Origin of the sequence: Candidatus Defluviilinea proxima (assembly GCA_016721115.1) — a bacterium.
GTDB lineage: Bacteria > Chloroflexota > Anaerolineae > Anaerolineales > Villigracilaceae > Defluviilinea > Defluviilinea proxima.
Window position 1 is genome coordinate 1,696,996 of record JADKIW010000001.1, and the last position, 18,622, is coordinate 1,715,617.

The following is an 18,622-nucleotide window of genomic DNA, read 5'->3' on the forward strand; positions in this document are numbered from 1 at the left end:
TCAAAAAGTCATGCAATAATAGCGGTATCGTTACCGGTAACGATACCGCTATTTTATACATCTTTTCACTAGGAATTGGTATGCGGAAGAAAAAGCGAACGGTGACAATTCAGGATGTGGCCAAAACCGCTGGTGTCTCGGTTTCTACCGTTTCGCGTGTTTTAAATGGGAAGGTGGATGTGGCAAGTGAGACGCAGAACCGCATCCTTTCCGTGATTGAGGATATGGGGTACACCACTAACCTTGCCGCTCGTAGTATGCGGAGCCAGAAAAAGAACCTAATTGGGCTGATCATGCCGGATATCGCCTATCCATTCGCAATCGAGGTAATGAAAGGGGTGAACCGTGCGATTGCTGAATCTGATTTTGACCTGTTGGTGTATACAACGGGTGATGTAAGAAAAAGCGGGCGAGCCTTTCACGAACAAAAGTATGTTTCTTTATTGACGAATTCAATATCAGATGGTGTTCTTCTCGTTGCGCCCGTTGCTGGGGAGTTTAACATTGACGCGCCAATCGTTTCCATTGACCCTCTTGTCAGTAACCCAAATTATCCATCAGTCCATGCGACCAACTATCAAGGTGCTTTGGATACGATGGAATATTTACTCGGATTAGGGCACAAGCGTATTGGGTATATCAGTGGTCGTGCAGAATTGGAAAGTTCAAATCGTCGTCTAATGGGGTATCGAGCGGCCCTTGAGAAGGCGGGGATTCCTGTTGATGAAAGTTTGATCGCATCTGGTGATTACACAACTGCAACTGGTGTGGACGGCGCGCGTGAACTTCTTGGACTTAAAAACCCCCCTACAGCAATTTTTTCGTCCAACGATCAGATGGCTATGGGTGTGTTCCAGGTTGCTGAGGAGATGGGACTGCGAATCCCAGATGATTTATCGGTTGCGGGCTTCGACAATATCGCCGAATCCAGGTATATGGGACTGACGACAGTCGATCAGTTCATTTCTGAGATGGGATATGTGGCGACGCAGATGTTATTGAAGCTTATTAATGGTGAAAAACTGGAAACTGAGACTTATAGGATGCAAACCCGCCTGGTTATTCGTAGTTCATGTAGTGCAATGGCGATGGTTGCAGTTTGATTTGTGTTTTTGCAGTGATCTTTATTGTATTAGAAATTTCACCTGAGAGGAGGTGGTTTCCAGAACAAACTGATCGAGCGGCAGGTCTTTGTCTCATTCGTGAGCAAAAGACCAATCCTGTGTGAAGAGCTTTCTTTACACAAATCATACGAAAATGATATACATCAATAAGGAGAAGAAAAATGTCCCGCAAGATTTCCATGTTTTTAAGCCTCTTGCTGATCGCGGCTTTCGCACTTTCTGCTTGTGCGCCTAAAGCCACAGAGGCCCCTGCTGCTACTGAAGCGCCTGCTATGACCGAAGCGCCTGCTGCTACCGAAGCGCCTGCTGTTACTGAAGCTCCCGCTGCGGCTGAAAAAGTCACCGTCACTTGGTGGCACATCACAACAGCTGAAAAAGATAAGGCTGTTTGGACAAAATTGGCCGATGATTATATGGCTGCCAACCCGAACGTGACCATTGAGATCACCGTTTTGGAGAACGAAGCCTTCAAGACCAAGCTGACCACTGTTATGCAGTCCGGTGAACCCCCTGACATCTTCCAGAGCTGGGGCGGCGGCGCAATGAACGAATACGCAACTGCCGGTTTGCTCAAAGACATCACCGCTGATTTGGATGCCGATGGCGGCGCTTGGCGCAATACCTTCTCCCCCGGTGCCTTGGGTGTGTATTCACTCGATGGCAAGAACTACGGCGTGCCGTGGGATATGGGCATGGTCGGTTTCTGGTACAACAAAGACCTGTTCGCTCAGGCCGGTATCGATGCTCCCCCTGCTACATGGTCTGAATTGCTCGAAGATGTGAAGGCCCTCAAAGCCGCTGGCATTACCCCGATCGCAGTAGGCGAAGGCGATAAGTGGCCCGGTCACTTCTGGTATGCCTATCTTGCCACCCGCCTTTGCGGACAAGCCGGCTTCCAGGCCGCAGTTGCTCGCACCGGCTCCTTCACAGATCCTTGTTTCGTTGAAGCTGGCAATAAGATCTTGGAACTCAGTGCTTTAGAGCCCTTCCAGGATGGTTACCTCGCCGCCACCTATGGTGACGAAGGAACCGCTGTTGGTAACGGCAAGGCTGCCATGGAACTCATGGGTCAGTGGGCCCCCAGCGTTCAGAAAGACAACAGTGAAGACAAGCAAGGCCTCGGCGATAAGTTAAGTTGGTTCCCCTTCCCCGCAGTGGAAGGTGGCGCTGGCGCTGCTACTGATGCATTCGGTGGCGGTAACGGTATTGCCATTGGTAAGAATGCTTCCCCCGAAGCGATTGACTTTGCCAAGTGGTTGACCTCTGCTGATGCCCAGGTTGCTTGTGCCAAAGCTGGTTTCTGTATCCCGGTTGTCAAAGGTGGCGAAGCTGGTATGTCTGATCCGTTTTTGATCACGATCCAGAAGACCCTCTCTGAGGCTCAATACTTCCAACTGTACTACGATCAGGCTCTTCCCCCAGCCACTGGTTCAGTTGTGAACGACAGCGTTCAGGGTATTTTCGCTGGTACATTGACACCTGAACAAGCCGCGCAGGCAATTGAAGATTCGTTTGCGGCAGAATCAAAGTAAGTAAGGCTTAGCTACAAAGTGCGGGAGTTGGGATTTCCCAACTCCCGCATACTCTATGGATCGAGGAGTTTCCGCATGCAACAAATCCCTTCAATTCCAAATATATTCAAATTGAGCCGTGGTTCAGGTTCTCCACGCAGGTCTGAAGATAACCTGACTATCTTCCTGTTCCTGTTGCCTGCGGTGGCTCTATTTTTGGTTTTCGTGGTATATCCGATAATTCAATCGATATATTACAGCTTTTTTAGTTGGAAAGGTTTTGGCCCTGCTGTTGACTTTGTAGGGCTTGATAATTTCAAGAACATTATGACCGACAAAGTGTTCTTGAAAGCCCTTAAGAACGCAATCTTAATCATCGTTTTTTCTTTGGCTCTCCAACTGCCGCTATCGCTTTTACTCGCTGTGTTAGTGGGGCGTGATCTTCCTGGGCGCGTCTTTTTCCGCACGATCTTTTTTATGCCCTATGTGTTGTCAGAAGTTATTACAGCACTGATGTGGCTATTCATCTATAACCCTGATCCAGAGCGCGGTTTTGTTAATGCGGTGATAGTCTTTTTCGGAGGCTCGGCACAAACCTGGCTTGCAAAACCGGACCTTGTTATGGGATCCATATTTGTCGCATTGACATGGAAATATTTTGGCTTCCATATGTTGTTGTTTATGACCGGCTTGCAGAACATCCCCGAAGAGATCGAAGAAGCTGGCCGCATCGATGGTGCCAACATCTTCCAGAACTTTTGGTATATCACTTTGCCGCTTTTGGGAAGCACGCTTCGCACTTCCGTATATCTTTCCGTACTTGGCTCGATCCAGCAATTCATTCTAGTTTGGATCATGACCAAGGGCGGGCCCGTCAATGCCAGTGAAACGCTTGCGACCTATATGTATCGCTTTGGCTTTGTTCGCTTCCAGCTTGGATATGGGTCTGCTGTGGCGATCTACATGTTTATTTTCTGTCTGACGTTTTCTCTGATTTATCAGCGACTAACACGCCAGCCAGATTATCTTACCGGACTATAAGGATATTTCCATGGCCAGAAATAAACTCATAACTCGATTTTTTCAATACGCAATTCTTATCGTCATGGCGGTGTTCGTATTTGTACCGGTGATAATGCTTCTATTCGGTGCGTTGAAAACACGCGGTGAATTGATGTCTCATCCATATACGCCTCCCATCCCACCGCGTTGGGAAAACATGGCTGGCATTTTGCAACAACCTGCCTTTTGGCAGATGTTGCGCAATAGCCTCTTTGTGATGGTTATTGTGACAGTAACTGTGGTGGTGGTGACCAGCCTTGCGGCCTTCGTTTTCGCCCGCATGGACTTCCGCGGTAAATGGTTGGCCTTCAACCTCTTCACCCTCGGGTTGATGTTCCCCATCAATGTTGCCATCCTGCCAGTGTACTTTGTGTTACGGCAAATGAATCTGATTGACAACTTATGGGGTGTCATCGTTGTGCAAATCGCATTCCAGCTTTCTGGCAATATCATGATCTTGCGCGGATTCTTTACAGCGATCCCTGCCGAACTACAGGATGCCGCTTATATTGATGGTTGTACAACCTTCGACTTTTTCTGGCGTATTCTGCTCCCCTTGGCGAAACCAGCATTATCAGCAGTAGCCGCTTTGACGATGATTGTCAGTTGGAACGATTTCCTTGTACCTCTTGTGGTGTTGAACAGTGAAAAGTTCTATCCACTTCCACTGGGTACTATGCAGTTCCAGGGGCAGTACGGTTCAGATCTGTCTTTGGTCTCTGCGTTCATCGCCTTATCTGCTTTACCCACGATCATCTTCTATATATTCGCTGAGCGTCAGATCGTTGCTGGTCTTACAGCAGGCGCTGTCAAAGGATAGGATAGTTTTTGAATGCAGAGAACTTTTCAAAACCCGATCCTTTCAGGGTGCTACCCTGACCCTTCTATTTGCAGAGTTGGAGAAGATTATTATCTCGTAACTTCTACATTCGAATATTTTCCGGGACTGCCGATCTTCCATAGCCGTGATTTGGTTCACTGGCGGCAGATCGGCCATGTCCTTGACCGTCCATCCCAGCTTGATCTTGATGATGTTCGTCCTTCGGGCGGTTTATATGCACCGACCATTCGTTATCACAATGGGACGTTCTACGTCATTAATACATTGATGAATGGAAAGACACAGAGTGGAAACTTTGTCGTAACAGCGACCCAGCCTCAAGGTCCATGGAGCGAACCGTACTGGCTTGATGCAGATGGGATTGATCCATCTTTGTTCTTTGATGATGATGGAAAATGCTGGTACGTCGGCACACATCTGAACGAAGAAGGGCATTACACAGGCCATACGGAAATCTTTCTTCAAGAACTTGATCTTGAAAAGATGAAGTTGGTTGGCGAAATAGTTATCTTATGGGATGGCGCAGTTAAAGGTGTGGTGTGGGCAGAAGCTCCGCATATCTATAAAATCAATGGATGGTATTACCTGATGATCGCCGAGGGTGGGACGGCACATCATCACTCGGTAACGATCGTCCGCAGTAAAAATATTGCAGGGCCTTACGCGACATATCGCGGGAATCCCATTCTTACACATCGTCATTTAGGCCTCGATTACCCAATCGTTGGGGCAGGCCATGCTGATTTAGTTGAAACGCAGAATGGCGAGTGGTGGGCGGTTCTGCTGGCGATGCGCCCCTATGGCGGCTATTACTATAACTTGGGACGTGAAACGCTCCTTGTGCCAGTGCGTTGGGAAGATGAGTTTCCTATTTTTAGCCCAGGCACAGGGCGTGTAGAGTTTGAATACACGGCACCGAATCTGCCTGAGCAAGTTTGGGATGCCATGCCTGCGCGTGAAGATTTCAATAACACAACACTTCCGTATCACTGGAATTTTATGCGCACGCCTCGCGACGAGTTCTACTCACTCAGCGAACGCCCTGGCTTTCTTCGCTTGAAATTGCGTCCGCAACATCTTTGCGAACAGAGCAACCCCAGTTTTGTGGGGCGCAGGCAACAGCATATCGACTTCACAGCACAAACTGAGTTTGACTTTACGCCGCAATCCGATAATGAGTGTGCGGGACTTGTCCTCATTCAAAACAACGATTTCCATTTTCGGTTTGTAGTCACACACGAAAACGAAAACGTCATCCGCCTCATCAAACGCTCACATGGAAAAGATGAGACGCTTGCCACACAACCTCTGCCTGCTGGTCGTTACACTCTTAAAGTGACAGCACACGGACAGGACTATAACTTTTATTTTTCAACGAACGGTCAATGGCACACGTTAGCTGAAAACATAGATGGTCGTATCCTTAGCACGCCCGTTGCTGGTGGTTTTGTCGGCGCATACATTGCCATGTACGCCAGTAGTAACGGTCAACCCAGCGCCAATCACGCTGATTTCGATTGGTTCGAATATTCTTGATTTGTAATTGCGACGAAGCAATCCCCATGCTGGGGTGAAGATTGCTTCGTCGCAACAACTATTCCTCGTAGATAACAAAATAATAAACAACTAGGATTGAGACCTTGTCCTTGCTTCAACGTTTTTTAGCCCCCATTCTTTTACTTTCCCTTATCCTCTCCTCCTGCGGGTCACCATCTACGCCTGCACCTGCCACAGCGACACCGGTTTCTCCTACGCCCACGCCTGCCCCATTGAAAGGCGCCTTCGAAACAGGCGTTTATCCCAATCTATTTAAAGAGTACCTCGGCAAAAGCGACGAGGAGATTCAAGCCAAGATCGATGCAGCTTTCGATCAACTCTTCTATGGTCATGATGATATAGAACGAGTCTACTATCCCGTCGGTTCGGATATGGCGTATATCTCGGATATTGCCAATGAAGATGTCCGTAGCGAAGGCATGTCCTACGGCATGATGATCGCCGTGCAATTGAATAAGAAAGAAGAGTTCGACCGTCTTTGGAAGTGGGCCAAAACCTACATGTACCAAAAGGACGGCGGTTACAAAGGTTATTTTGCCTGGCACTGTACCACCGATGGTACCCAACTTGCCGCTAATCCTGCCTCGGACGGCGAAGTCTGGTTTATCATGGCTCTGTTCTTCGCCGATGGACGATGGGGGAGCGGTGAGGGAATATACAACTATCGTGCCGAGGCAAATGCCATTTTGAATACGGCGCTCCATGACGAAGAACGAGGCGACCTTGCCACCGACCTCTTTGACCCTGAAGCAAAGCAGGTTGTTTTTGTTCCACAGTTGGGTAGGAATTCTCAATTCACTGACCCCTCATACCATATGCCTCATTACTATGAACTATGGGCGCGCTGGGCAGATAAGGATAATGATTTCTGGACGGACGCTATCACAGCCAGCCGTCAATATCTCCCCACATCGGTTCACCCCAAAACTGGGCTTGCCCCAAATTACTCAGAGTTTGATGGTCAACCTGTCGACGATGAATATAATGGTGCCTTCCGTTATGACTCTTTTCGTGTGGGAGCGAACGTGGGCATGGACTATGTTTGGTTCCGCCCAAGTAACTGGCATGTGGAACAGTCAAATCGCTTGTTGACGTTCTTTGCATCGCAGGGGATTGATGATTACATCGCCCAATATTCACTGGAAGGTGAACCACTGGCAGGTGTCCATTCCGAGGGATTGGTTGCTACCAATGCAGTGGCCGCTCTCGCCGCTGACCGTGAGATCGGTGAACCATTTGTGCAGGAGTTGTGGGATGTAAAGGTGCCAACTGGGACATATCGTTATTACGATGGCTTGTTAATGATGCTTGGCTTGTTACAGGTCAGCGGGAACTTCCGTATCTACGAGCCTGGTACAGCCCCAGCAGGACAAGTCTTCCCGACACCCAAGCCTGAGGTGACTGGCAAGTTTGCTCCTCCCACAGGCCGTGTGTTGCTAGTGGTTGGGCAGGATAAGAAAAGTATCGACGTATACTTTGATAAGACTGTTACGCCTCCAGGTGGTGTGGCGGTCAATACCAACTTGCTATTGAGTGGCATTAAAGATCTGGATTACCTTGCAACTAAATACCCCAAGAGTACATTGTCTGTGGGTGTGGATTTGAAGGGTATGTTGGACTCGGTTGCAGAAGGCAAGGCTGATGCAAAGATCGATGCACTGCTCGATAAACTGATGTTTTATAATCGACCAGTCTATTTGCGCCTTGGGTATGGATTCAACGACCCTGCAAATAAATATGCGCCTGACGTGTATGTGTCAGCTTGGAAAAAATTCCATGAGAGGATTCAGGCAAAAGGGAGTATGAACGTTGCTCTCGTTTGGGAATCCGCCTCATCGTGTGGAGAGTCCAGCATTGCAGATTTTTATCCAGGCGATGAGTTTGTGGATTGGATTGGCGTCGGCTATGGTGAGTGCACGGATGCGGTCCTTCCGTTTGCACGTGAGCACTTCAAGACCGTGATGGTTACAGCCACAGCAAGTTCCACTGCAGATTGGAAAGAGTGGTTTGAGCCATTCATCAAATTCGTGAACGATAACAACGATGTGGTGCGGGCCGTGATCTATATCAATGCCGGTAAAAGTCGCATTGATCTGAATGAAGATATTTTGAAACGCTGGAAGGATGAAACGAAACAATCCATCTGGTTGCGTGCCAACCCCAAGTTGTTTAGTGCTTTGGGTTTTACACAGTAATAAAATTACATGTCCGTTGATCTGTACGAAAGCGGAATTATGGAGTTATTTCAAAGGAGCGCCGTATGAGTGCGAGTAAAACATCTGAAAAACCTGTATACCTAGATACATCCCTGCCCATTGCTGAACGGGTGAAGGATTTGATCGGGCGCATGACCCTTGAAGAAAAAGTAGGATTGATGAATCATCCTGCTCATGGCATCCCACGCTTGAATATTCCTGCCTATAACTATTGGAACGAAGCGCTTCATGGCGTTGCCCGTAGTGGACGGGCCACTGTGTTCCCGCAAGCGATTGGCATGGCGGCAACATGGGATAAGGAGTTGATCCTCAAAGTAGCAACTGCCATCAGCGACGAGGGACGTGCCAAATATCATGCTGCTCTTAAACGCAATGGCTACACCCTTCAATATCAAGGGCTGACGTACTGGTCGCCGAATGTGAACATCTTCCGTGATCCTCGTTGGGGTCGTGGACAAGAAACTTGGGGTGAAGACCCATTCTTTACTGGTGAAATGGCTTCGATGTTCGTGAAGGGTTTGCAGGGCGATGACCCCAAATATCTTAAAGCGGCGGCGTGCGCCAAACATTACGCCGTGCATTCGGGGCCAGAGAAAGATCGTCACACGTTCAACGCCATTGTGACCAAACGTGAGTTATACGATACGTACTTACCCGCCTTCAAAAAATTGGTGGTGGATGCCAAAGTCGAATCGGTGATGGGCGCTTACAATCGTACGCTCGATGAAGTCTGCTGTGCCAGCAAGCTTTTGCTTGATGATATCTTGCGCGGCGAATGGGGCTTTGATGGGCATGTTGTGTCAGATTGTATGGCGCTGTCCGATTTCCACCTCAACCATAAGGTCACAGAAGATGCGGCGGATTCCGCGGCACTGGCTTTGAAATATGGCTGTGACCTTGGCTGTGATCATGTCTTCAATGAAATCCCCACCGCCATCGAACGTGGTGACACTACAGAATCACTGGTTGACCGCGCCCTCGAACGCACGCTTGGCACTCGTTTCAAACTTGGTATGTTCGACCCCGATGAAGAAGTGCCATATGCATCGATTTCAACAGATGTTGTCGCTTGCGATGCCCATCGTCAACTTGCGTACAAAGTTGCAACAGAAGCTGTGGTTCTCCTCAAGAACAAAGATAACATCCTGCCGATCAAACCTTCCACAAAGAAGATCTTTGTCACGGGTCCCACCGCCGCCAGCATGGAAGTTTTGCTTGGTAACTACTATGGTTTCAACGACAAGATGATCACTCTGCTCGAAGGTCTCACAGGTCGTATCCCTGAAGGCATGGGCATGGAATATACCTCTGGTGCATTGATCAAGCATCCTCGCGAGGTCAAAGACACATGGGCGGGCGGCATGGCGCAATCTGCGGATTTTGCCATCGTATGCGCAGGGTTCAATTCATTCCTCGAAGGTGAGGAAGGGGAGTCACTTCTCTCCGATCAAAACGGCGACCGTAAGAGCATCTCGCTACCGCAGAGTCAGATTGATTACATCAAAGAACTCTCCGCTCACGGCGCACGCATCATCCTTGTGCTCACGGGTGGCAGTCCCATTACGCTTGGCGAAGTCGAAGATATGGTGGATGCGATCCTCTTCGTTTGGTATCCAGGCATGGAGGGTGGTCGAGCCGTTGCCGATGTGCTCTTCGGCGATATTTCACCCGCTGGCAAGCTTCCGCTCACATTCCCCAAGTCCCTTGATCAGCTTCCCGCCTTCGATGATTACAGCATGAATGGCCGCACCTATCGTTACATGACCGAAGAACCGCTCTATCCCTTCGGCTTCGGCCTGAGCTACAGCAAGTTCGAATATTCGGATTTACAACTCGATAAGAAGACTCTTGCCATCGGCGATTCCCTCAACATCAGCCTTAAACTGACCAACAGCGGCGCCTCAGACTCAGCCGAAGTTGCTCAGTTCTACCTGAGCGATCTCCAAGCCTCGACCATTGTCCCGCTTCATCATCTCGTCGGTTTCGAGCGTGTTACGCTCAAAGCTGGCGAAAGTAAAGCATTGAAGTTCACGGTTACACCTGAAATGATGTCCTTCTTCAATGACGATGGCAAGCTTACTATCGAGCCCGGTGAATTCCGCCTCGAAGTAGGTGGGTGCTCTCCCAGCAAACGTGGCCAGGATTTGGGTGCGCCCAAACCAGTTATTGCGACGTTTGAACTTAAATAACCTGTCCTTGAACTTAATATAACAAAAGAGCCGCATGTTTAACATGCGGCTCTTTTGTTATGCTCATTAATAGCCTGTTATCTACGGAGCCTTGCTTGCGAAAGAATGGATTGATACACGGTGGCAGTCCCGCCTTTTACGCACGCATCGGACCCGTGTGCGGCACGCACTACTTTTACGGATTCGCGGTTCCACTGCAGAGCTCGTTTTTGAATCTCCTCATTGACAACAGGGAAAAGAAATTCAGATGCAATGCTCAAGATTCCTCCCAGCACTACGATCTCAGGATTCAGTGCATTGAGGAGCGATGCGATACCAATTCCTAGCGAATGTCCGATTTCCTCAAGGGAACGGATTGATACTTGGTCACCTGCCTGAGCCGCCTCGACGATCATTTTTACGGATAGGCGTTCCCATTGTCCCTCCGTTTGCGCAACAAGAATGCTAGATTCCCCAGTCTGAACCGCATTGATGATCTTTTTATAAAGACTATTTTGGCTGACTTTCGTTTCCCAACAACCGTAGTTACCACAATTGCATAGCTCGCCATGTGGGTCCACTGTCATGTGACCGTATTCTGCCGCCATGCCACTGGCGCCGCGGCGTAATTTTCCATTGCTCAAGAAACCGCCGCCCAAACCTACATTTCCGCTCAAATAAAGAATTTCACTGTATTCTTGTGCCGCCCCAAAATAGTGCTCGCCTAACGCCGCCATGTTGGCCTCATTGTCAACAAAGATCGGCGCACCAAAAGATTCGTTTTCCAGCAATGTCAGTAGAGGAACATTGCGCCATTTTAGATTCGGCGCAAACAAGATATTCCCGGAGACATGATCCACCATACCCGGGATGCCAACTGCAATCCCTAACAATTTATCTGCTGAAGATTTACCTCGGTTGACAGCCTCATGTAATAATGCCATCACACGATCAAGAATTTCAGTTTGTGTAGTCCCCGGCTTGACGGGTTCTTTGATCTGCCAGATGGCCTTGGGAGCAAAATCTGTAACCAATACTTCCACAAAGCCTACGGCAATTTCACAACTGACGATATAACCAGCTTCTGGATTAAGAGTCAAAAGTGTAGCGGGGCGTCCTGTGCCAGAAGTTTGTGTTCCTAGCTCACGTACAAAACCTCGTTCGTTCAATTCATTGATCAAATCAGAGACAGTAGTTTTGTTGAGTTTTGTTTTTTGTGAGAGGCGAGCACGCGAGATGGGGGAGTCTGTCCACAAGGCATGCATAATGAGCGACAAATTGATTTGTCGTACTAGCGCCTGGTCGCCTGTTTGGTGAGTAGTTTGTTTTGGCATCAAGAAAACCCTTGACAATTATGACTGAATTGGATAAAACTGGCTTAGTTTGTTGTGGCAACAAACTAAAATTATAAAGAGTTTGTCCAATGTGTCAAGCTTTCAATAAAGTACTTCTCACAACATCCCTTCATTCCTAGGAGAACCCCCAATGTCAGACTACACACCCAAACCTGAAAACAAGTTCACCTTCGGTCTCTGGACCGTTGGCAATCGTGGTGCAGACCCGTTCGGCTACGCTGTACGGGAAGGTAAAACACCAGCAGAACTTGTCCATTTACTCGGCGAAGTTGGCGCTTACGGTGTCAATTTCCACGATAACGATTTGATCCCGATCGACGCTACACCCGCTGAACGCGACGCCATCCTGAAAGACTTCAAGAAGGCACTTGCCGATACAGGCGTTGTTGTGCCCATGGCAACCACCGACCTGTTCCGCGAACCGATCTTCAAAGATGGAGCTTTCACATCGAACGATTCCAAGGTCCGTGCGTATGCATTGCAGAAGACCATGAATGCCATTGACCTCGGTGTTGAGCTTGGCGCAAAGACCTACGTCTTCTGGGGCGGGCGTGAAGGTACCGAGTCTGATGCTACCAAAGACCCGATCACTTCCATCAAGCGTTCCCGTGAAGCGATGAACTTCCTCTGCGAATATGTGAAGGATAAAAAGTACGATTTGAAATTCGCACTTGAAGCCAAACCCAACGAACCTCGTGGCGATATTTACAACTCCACAACAGGCCACATGCTTGCATTTATTGCAACGCTCGATAACCCCGAAATGGTTGGTGTCAATCCTGAAGTAGCGCACGAACACATGGCAGGACTCAACTTTGTTCATGGTGTGGCGCAAGCAATTGAAGCGGGCAAATTGTTCCATATCGACCTGAACGATCAAGCTTTTGGCCGCTACGATCAGGACTTCCGCTTTGGCGCAGTCAACATCAAGAGCGCGTTCTTCCTCGTGAAAATGCTTGAAGACAACAAATACGACAACCCCCGCCACTTCGATGCCCATGCCTATCGCACGGAAGACTATGAAGGTGTGAAGGACTTTGCCCGTGGTTGTATCCGCAACTATTTGATCCTCAAGGAAAAAGCTGCCAAGTGGAATGCGGACAAGGAAATCCAAGCCATTGTTGCCGAGATCAATGCCAGTGATGGCTCAATGGATAAATACTTCGGCAAATATTCCACCGATAAAGCCAATGCTCTCAAGGCCCAAACCTTCGATCGCAATGCGATTGCAGGACGTGGGTTGAAATATGAACGTCTTGACCAGTTGACAATTGAAGTCTTGCTTGGAGTGAGATAAGTTATAGAATAACGCAGGTTGGATCATCGGATCCAACCTGCGTTTTGCAAGTTTATCTTAGTGCGTCTTCAACAACTTCCCGCATGGAAGCCATATCAATATCCTTTTTATCTAAAAAGGCAACTACCCCGGCAGACATGGCTTGTTTGCGGAATTCACGGTCGGGATATGCGCTGATGATAAAGATACGTGTTTGAGGCGAGATGATGCGGAAACGACGCGCGCACAATATCCCATCTTCTTCTTCCAGAACAATATCAATAAAAGCAAGTTGAGGCTTGATCTGTTCTCCCAAACTCAGGGCCTCAGATGCGTTTTTGGCCTCATATAAAAGCGATGATGGATGGATTTTCCCGATTAATTGTTTGAGTTGTTGGCGGTATCGGGCATTGTCATCCACAAGCAGAACCGATAAGGACTGCTCAACTTGATAGGCATCTGTTTCAACCAATACTTCGTGCCCGCTAGATGCCAGGATTTCAGGATGTCGTAATGCGTAATGCATGGCTTTAAGTCTGTTGTCCACACCAAGTACGCGATATAAGGCAGTGAGGTGATTCTCAACAGTCTTAACGCTCAAGTCTAAAGTTAAGGCAATCGTACGATTGTTGCTTCCCTCGGCAATGAGCTTTAGTAATTCTCTTTGCCTGCGGGTTAACCAAGGAGTATTTGTGGATGATGTGTGCGTTTTGTTGCGGTTTATCAACCTATCGATCAAACTGCTGGATATCCACTTTTTACCGTTTAAAACTCTTTGTGTCGCGAGTTGTAAGTCAGCCAGAGGCTGGTCTTTCATGTGGTAGCCGTTCGCACCAGCTTTGAGCAACCCCACCACATAGGATTCGTCGTCGTACGCACTGACAATGAGGATTTTTATATCTGGATATTCCAATTTGATTTTTTGAACCGCTGAGATGGGTTCAAAATCTGGCATGCTTGCATCCATGACAAGCAAATCAGGTTTGATGCGTGCCAGAGCTTCTGTTAATTCAATTCCATTCCCGACCTCACCTACAATCTCAAGGTCGGGCAACACTTCAAGGGCATTTCGTAGTCCAGCGCGGACCACGGTATGGTCGTCAGCCAGCAGAACGCGAATGTTAGACATATTAATGATTATGCCGCAAGAGCTCTTAACTGACCAGTGTCTTTTGTGAGGTGTTTTATGACAGGCCGCTATTTTAAGATGTTCAAAAAATCAGGATACAATGTACATATGGATGGTGATCTCTTACATGTTAAGAATTTGTCGAAGAATATTGACCGTCTGCCTGTATTGAATGATGTATCTTTTTCCCTGGCGAAAGGAGAGGTGATCGGTCTGGTTGGGCGTCAGGGTGCAGGAAAATCGGCCTTATTTGACCTCCTCAACGGGGCTACACTTCCCTCATCTGGAAATATCTATTTTGATGGGATGGATCGAAAATTTTCAAGCCGTATTCAAGCACAAAAGATGGGAATTGAAACGGTCTATCAAACATCTGGTCTGGTGAACCGTTTTGATTTTTCCACCAGCCTTCCTATGAACATCGATTGGGGGTTCGGGGCCACCCGACAGACTTCGGGGCTGGTTGAGCATTTTAGCGTTACTGAAAATATTTTGTTGGGGCGGGAAATTGAAAAGTTTCCGGGGCTGGGGATTATTGATAAGGAACGTATGGATATCCTGGCTCGAAAATTGTTGAAGGAATTTAATCTCTCCCCAGATTTGGCTGAAGAAAAAGTAAATAACCTTTCCGATGAACAGCGACAGGTAATTGTATTGTTGCGTATCTTGAGCAAACCTTGCCGGTTGTTGCTATTGGATGACATTTACCCCATATTGAGTTTTCAACGGCAAAAGATATTACTGGACAAGATAAGACAACTGGCGTCTGAGGGAACAGCCATCATTGTTAGTAGCGATGATCTGAAGCATTTATTCGCGGTGACGGATAGGATTATTGTTTTGTATGAAGGCAGGTTGGTTGCGGACCGACGAACCACAGAGACCACGCCTCGCGAAATTGTCGAGTTGATCGTAGGGTCATCTCGACAAGAGCAGGTTTCACCTTTGATCTGGGCGTTGGAAAGTTATCATTCTGCCCAAAGACAATCTGAAGAACTGCGAAGGACCCAAGCTTCTTTGAAGGAAAGTTTGGAAGCTCGTAACTCTTTGAATAAGCAATTGGTGGAACGCCTTGGCAATCAACTTGTGGCGTTAGATCAGTTGAACTCTGCTTTACAAGCTACGCAAAGACGCCTGATCACCGAACGCGAAGATGAACGTAAAGTCCTTGCGAGAGAATTGCATGATCAGGTAATTCAGGATCTACTGGGGATAAGTTACAACCTTGAGGAAATAGGGGACATGGAAAAATCTCAGGTACTAAAGCAAAACTTATCCGATATCCGTGGAGAAATTCGGAATTTAGTGGGGGAGTTGAGGCAAATGTGTAGTGACTTGCGGCCACCAACCATCGATCATCATGGTCTTTCTGCCGCTATCGATTCCTTTGTCCACGAGTGGTCTGATCGAAACAATATTGAGGTTCAGTTGGAAGTGGACCCGATGCTCGGACGCTTGCCCGAAACCATTGAGCTATCCATTTTTCGCATTGTTCAAGAGGGATTGAATAATGTTCGAAAGCATGCGGCCGCTACCCATGTTAGATTGTCCCTGCAATGGACATCGTCGGCCAGCCTTTTGGTGCGTTTGGAAGATGATGGCTTAGGGTTATCTGTTCCAACTGATTTGGCGTCCTTGTCCGTTAACAAGCACTTTGGCTTGGTAGGGATTAGTGAGCGTGTGGCCCTTTTAGGAGGGGTCATGAATATAGAATCTTCCAAGGGAAATGGCACAATCATGCAGATCGAAATTCCCAGCCCTTACCCAATTACAATGGGACAACAGGAATCTCGATCAAGATATTAAGGAACAGCTAAAAGATGAAAAAAAGAACAATAAGGGGGTTTCCCTTAATTGTTGGCTGGGGGGATGCCGTACTTAAAATAGGGGAAAACATATACAAAAAAGGGGTTTGGTACTAACACATCCTTAACCAAACCAATATACTATGTACCCATATGGATGATTTTTTGCCAGATATCGTGTTTTGAACGTGTTTATACGATTTTGCAAAGAATGGAACAGACTGGTTAGCGCGAACTGCAGTGATATTTTGCGTGAAATGGCGATTAATTCAAACTTCATTTCATGTGATTTATAAAGTATTTGAAATCTTTGAGAATACTGGAGGTGGTACGTCGCAGATATATAAAACAGTTTCCCTTCGTTAGATGTTGATGTTCGATAAATAGTTCATAACAAGGAGTATAAGAATGAAATCCAAACGTGTCTTGATGACGATCTTTTCCCTGATCGTTATCGCATCCATGGCTTTGACCGCTTGTGGTTCTGGCGCCAGCGGCGGGAAGACCAAGATCGGTCTTTCCTTCTCTGACTTTGCAACGGAACGCTGGAAGAACGAAAGCGACCTCATGACCAAGTTGTTAGAAGAGAAGGGTTATGAAGTTGTTTCTGCGGAAGCCAATCATGATGTGAAATTGCAGAACGACCAGATCGACAACATGGTCAGCCAAGGCGTGAAGGGCTTGATCGTGGTAGCTGAAGATGGTGATGCCATTGTGACCTCGGTTGACAAAGCCGCAGACGCTGGCGTAAAGGTGATTGCGTACGATCGTTTGATCAAGACCTCCAAGATTGCGGCATACCTGTCCTTCGACAACGTCGAAGTGGGTCGCCAACAGGCTTTGGGTGTGATGACGGCTCTGGGACTTCCCGATAGCACCACCTGGACGAAGGATAATCCTGCCAAGGTAGTACAACTCGCTGGTTCCCCGACCGACAACAACGCAACATTGTTCACCAAGGGTCAGACCGAAGTGTTACAACCCTACGTAGACAGTGGCGTGATCACGATCGTTGCTCAGCAAGGTATTGATAACTGGGATCCTGCCAATGCGCTCAAGGTGATGGAAAACATCCTTTCCGCGCAAAACAATGCGATTGATGCAGTTGTGGCTTCGAATGACGGCACAGCACTCGGCGCATTGCAGGCGATGAAGGCTCAGGGATTGGCTGGCAGTGTACCGATATCTGGTCAGGATGCGACTGCTGATGGTAGCAACAGCATTGTGAAGGGTGAGTTGACAGTGTCCATTCTTAAGGACATCCGCAACCTGTCCCCGCTGGCCATTGACGTGATGGACAAGCTGATCAAGGGTGAAGCTGTACCTGGTATGAAGAACTTCACACTCGCTGAATTGACTGTTGACCCGAGCAAGCAAGGCGAAGTGCCGTGCGTGTTCCTCGAAGTCCAGCAAGTGAACAAAGACAACGTCTATGAACTGGTAGTGAAGAGTGGCTTCCAGGCTTATGATGATGTCTATCGTGATATTCCTGAAGATCAGCGCCCCGCCAAACCCGGTGAAGCTGCTGCTCCTGCCCCCGCTCCTGCTGAAAAGGTAAAGATCGGTCTTTCCTTCTCTGACTTTGCAACGGAACGCTGGAAGAACGAAAGCGACCTCATGACCAAGTTGTTAGAAGAGAAGGGTTATGAAGTTGTTTCTGCGGAAGCCAATCATGATGTGAAATTGCAGAACGACCAGATCGACAACATGGTCACCCAAGGCGTGAAGGGCTTGATCGTGATAGCTGAAGATGGTGATGCCATTGTGACATCGGTAGACAAAGCCGCAGACGCTGGCGTAAAGGTGATTGCGTACGATCGTTTGATCAAGACCTCCAAGATTGCGGCATACCTGTCCTTCGACAACGTCGAAGTAGGTCGCCAACAGGCTTTGGGTGTGATGACGGCTCTGGGACTTCCCGATAGCACCACCTGGACGAAGGATAATCCTGCCAAGGTAGTACAACTCGCTGGTTCCCCGACCGACAACAACGCAACATTGTTCACCAAGGGTCAGACCGAAGTGTTACAACCCTACGTAGACAGTGGCGTGATCACGATCGTTGCTCAGCAAGGTGTTGATAACTGGGATCCTGCCAATGCGCTCAAGTTGATGGAAAACATCCTCGTTGCGCAAAACAATGCGATTGATGCAGTTGTGGCTTCGAATGACGGCACAGCACTCGGCGCATTGCAGGCGATGAAGGCTCAGGGATTGGCTGGCAGTGTACCGATATCTGGTCAGGATGCGACTGCTGATGGTAGCAACAGCATTGTGAAGGGTGAGTTGACAGTGTCCATTCTTAAGGACATCCGCAACCTGTCCCCGCTGGCCATTGACGTGATGGACAAGTTGATCAAGGGTGAAGCTGTAGATGGTATGAAGAACTTCACACTCGCTGAATTGACTGTTGACCCGAGCAAGCAAGGCGAAGTGCCGTGCGTGTTCCTCGAAGTCCAGCAAGTGAACAAAGACAACGTCTATGAACTGGTAGTGAAGAGTGGTTTCCAGGCTTATGATGATGTCTATCGTGATATTCCTGAAGATCAGCGTCCTGCTAAACCTTAGTAAGATCTGA

The 18,622-nt window shown here is 48.1% G+C and carries 12 protein-coding genes; 10 read left to right on the forward strand and 2 right to left on the reverse strand.

The features are described from left to right. Positions 1 to 80: 80 nt before the first annotated feature. From IPP66_07945 to IPP66_07975, 7 genes are all read left to right on the forward strand, one after another. Positions 81 to 1,103, forward strand: a complete 1,023-nt coding sequence (locus IPP66_07945) for a LacI family DNA-binding transcriptional regulator (GenBank protein MBK9925210.1) — start codon at positions 81 to 83, stop codon at positions 1,101 to 1,103. Between the two features lie 182 nt (positions 1,104 to 1,285). Next, positions 1,286 to 2,656: an extracellular solute-binding protein gene (locus IPP66_07950; protein ID MBK9925211.1), complete on the forward strand. Its 1,371-nt coding sequence runs from the start codon at positions 1,286 to 1,288 to the stop codon at positions 2,654 to 2,656. 75 nt (positions 2,657 to 2,731) lie between these two features. Continuing rightward, complete coding sequence (locus IPP66_07955) at positions 2,732 to 3,676, forward strand: sugar ABC transporter permease (GenBank protein MBK9925212.1); 945 nt, start codon at positions 2,732 to 2,734, stop codon at positions 3,674 to 3,676. 10 nt (positions 3,677 to 3,686) lie between these two features. Then, a complete protein-coding gene (locus IPP66_07960) occupies positions 3,687 to 4,517 on the forward strand; it encodes a carbohydrate ABC transporter permease (protein MBK9925213.1) in 831 nt (276 codons plus the stop codon). A 12-nt stretch (positions 4,518 to 4,529) separates the two neighbouring features. Further along, positions 4,530 to 6,074 (forward strand): glycoside hydrolase family 43 protein, encoded by a 1,545-nt coding sequence (locus IPP66_07965; GenBank protein MBK9925214.1) that lies wholly within the window; start codon positions 4,530 to 4,532, stop codon positions 6,072 to 6,074. A 95-nt stretch (positions 6,075 to 6,169) separates the two neighbouring features. Next, on the forward strand, positions 6,170 to 8,290 hold the full coding sequence (locus IPP66_07970) for a hypothetical protein (GenBank protein MBK9925215.1): 2,121 nt from the start codon (positions 6,170 to 6,172) through the stop codon (positions 8,288 to 8,290). A 65-nt stretch (positions 8,291 to 8,355) separates the two neighbouring features. Continuing rightward, entirely contained in the window at positions 8,356 to 10,500 is a 2,145-nt protein-coding gene (locus IPP66_07975) for a glycoside hydrolase family 3 C-terminal domain-containing protein (protein MBK9925216.1), read from the forward strand. Positions 10,501 to 10,577: 77 nt separating this feature from the next. Here the strand turns inward: IPP66_07975 and IPP66_07980 are convergent, their stop codons facing one another. Beyond that, on the reverse strand, positions 10,578 to 11,813 hold the full coding sequence (locus IPP66_07980; GenBank protein MBK9925217.1) for an ROK family protein: 1,236 nt from the start codon (positions 11,811 to 11,813) through the stop codon (positions 10,578 to 10,580). 151 nt (positions 11,814 to 11,964) lie between these two features. Here IPP66_07980 and IPP66_07985 point away from each other — a divergent pair, with 151 nt between their 5' ends. Then, on the forward strand, positions 11,965 to 13,131 hold the full coding sequence (locus tag IPP66_07985; GenBank protein MBK9925218.1) for a xylose isomerase: 1,167 nt from the start codon (positions 11,965 to 11,967) through the stop codon (positions 13,129 to 13,131). A 52-nt stretch (positions 13,132 to 13,183) separates the two neighbouring features. Here IPP66_07985 and IPP66_07990 read toward each other — a convergent pair whose 3' ends face one another. Continuing rightward, a complete protein-coding gene (locus IPP66_07990; GenBank protein ID MBK9925219.1) occupies positions 13,184 to 14,239 on the reverse strand; it encodes a response regulator in 1,056 nt (351 codons plus the stop codon). Between the two features lie 108 nt (positions 14,240 to 14,347). Between IPP66_07990 and IPP66_07995 the strand changes: the two genes are divergently transcribed. Further along, positions 14,348 to 16,045 (forward strand): ATP-binding cassette domain-containing protein, encoded by a 1,698-nt coding sequence (locus IPP66_07995; protein ID MBK9925220.1) that lies wholly within the window; start codon positions 14,348 to 14,350, stop codon positions 16,043 to 16,045. A gap of 1,436 nt (positions 16,046 to 17,481) precedes the next feature. Beyond that, positions 17,482 to 18,612: a substrate-binding domain-containing protein gene (locus IPP66_08000; protein ID MBK9925221.1), complete on the forward strand. Its 1,131-nt coding sequence runs from the start codon at positions 17,482 to 17,484 to the stop codon at positions 18,610 to 18,612. Positions 18,613 to 18,622: the final 10 nt, after the last annotated feature.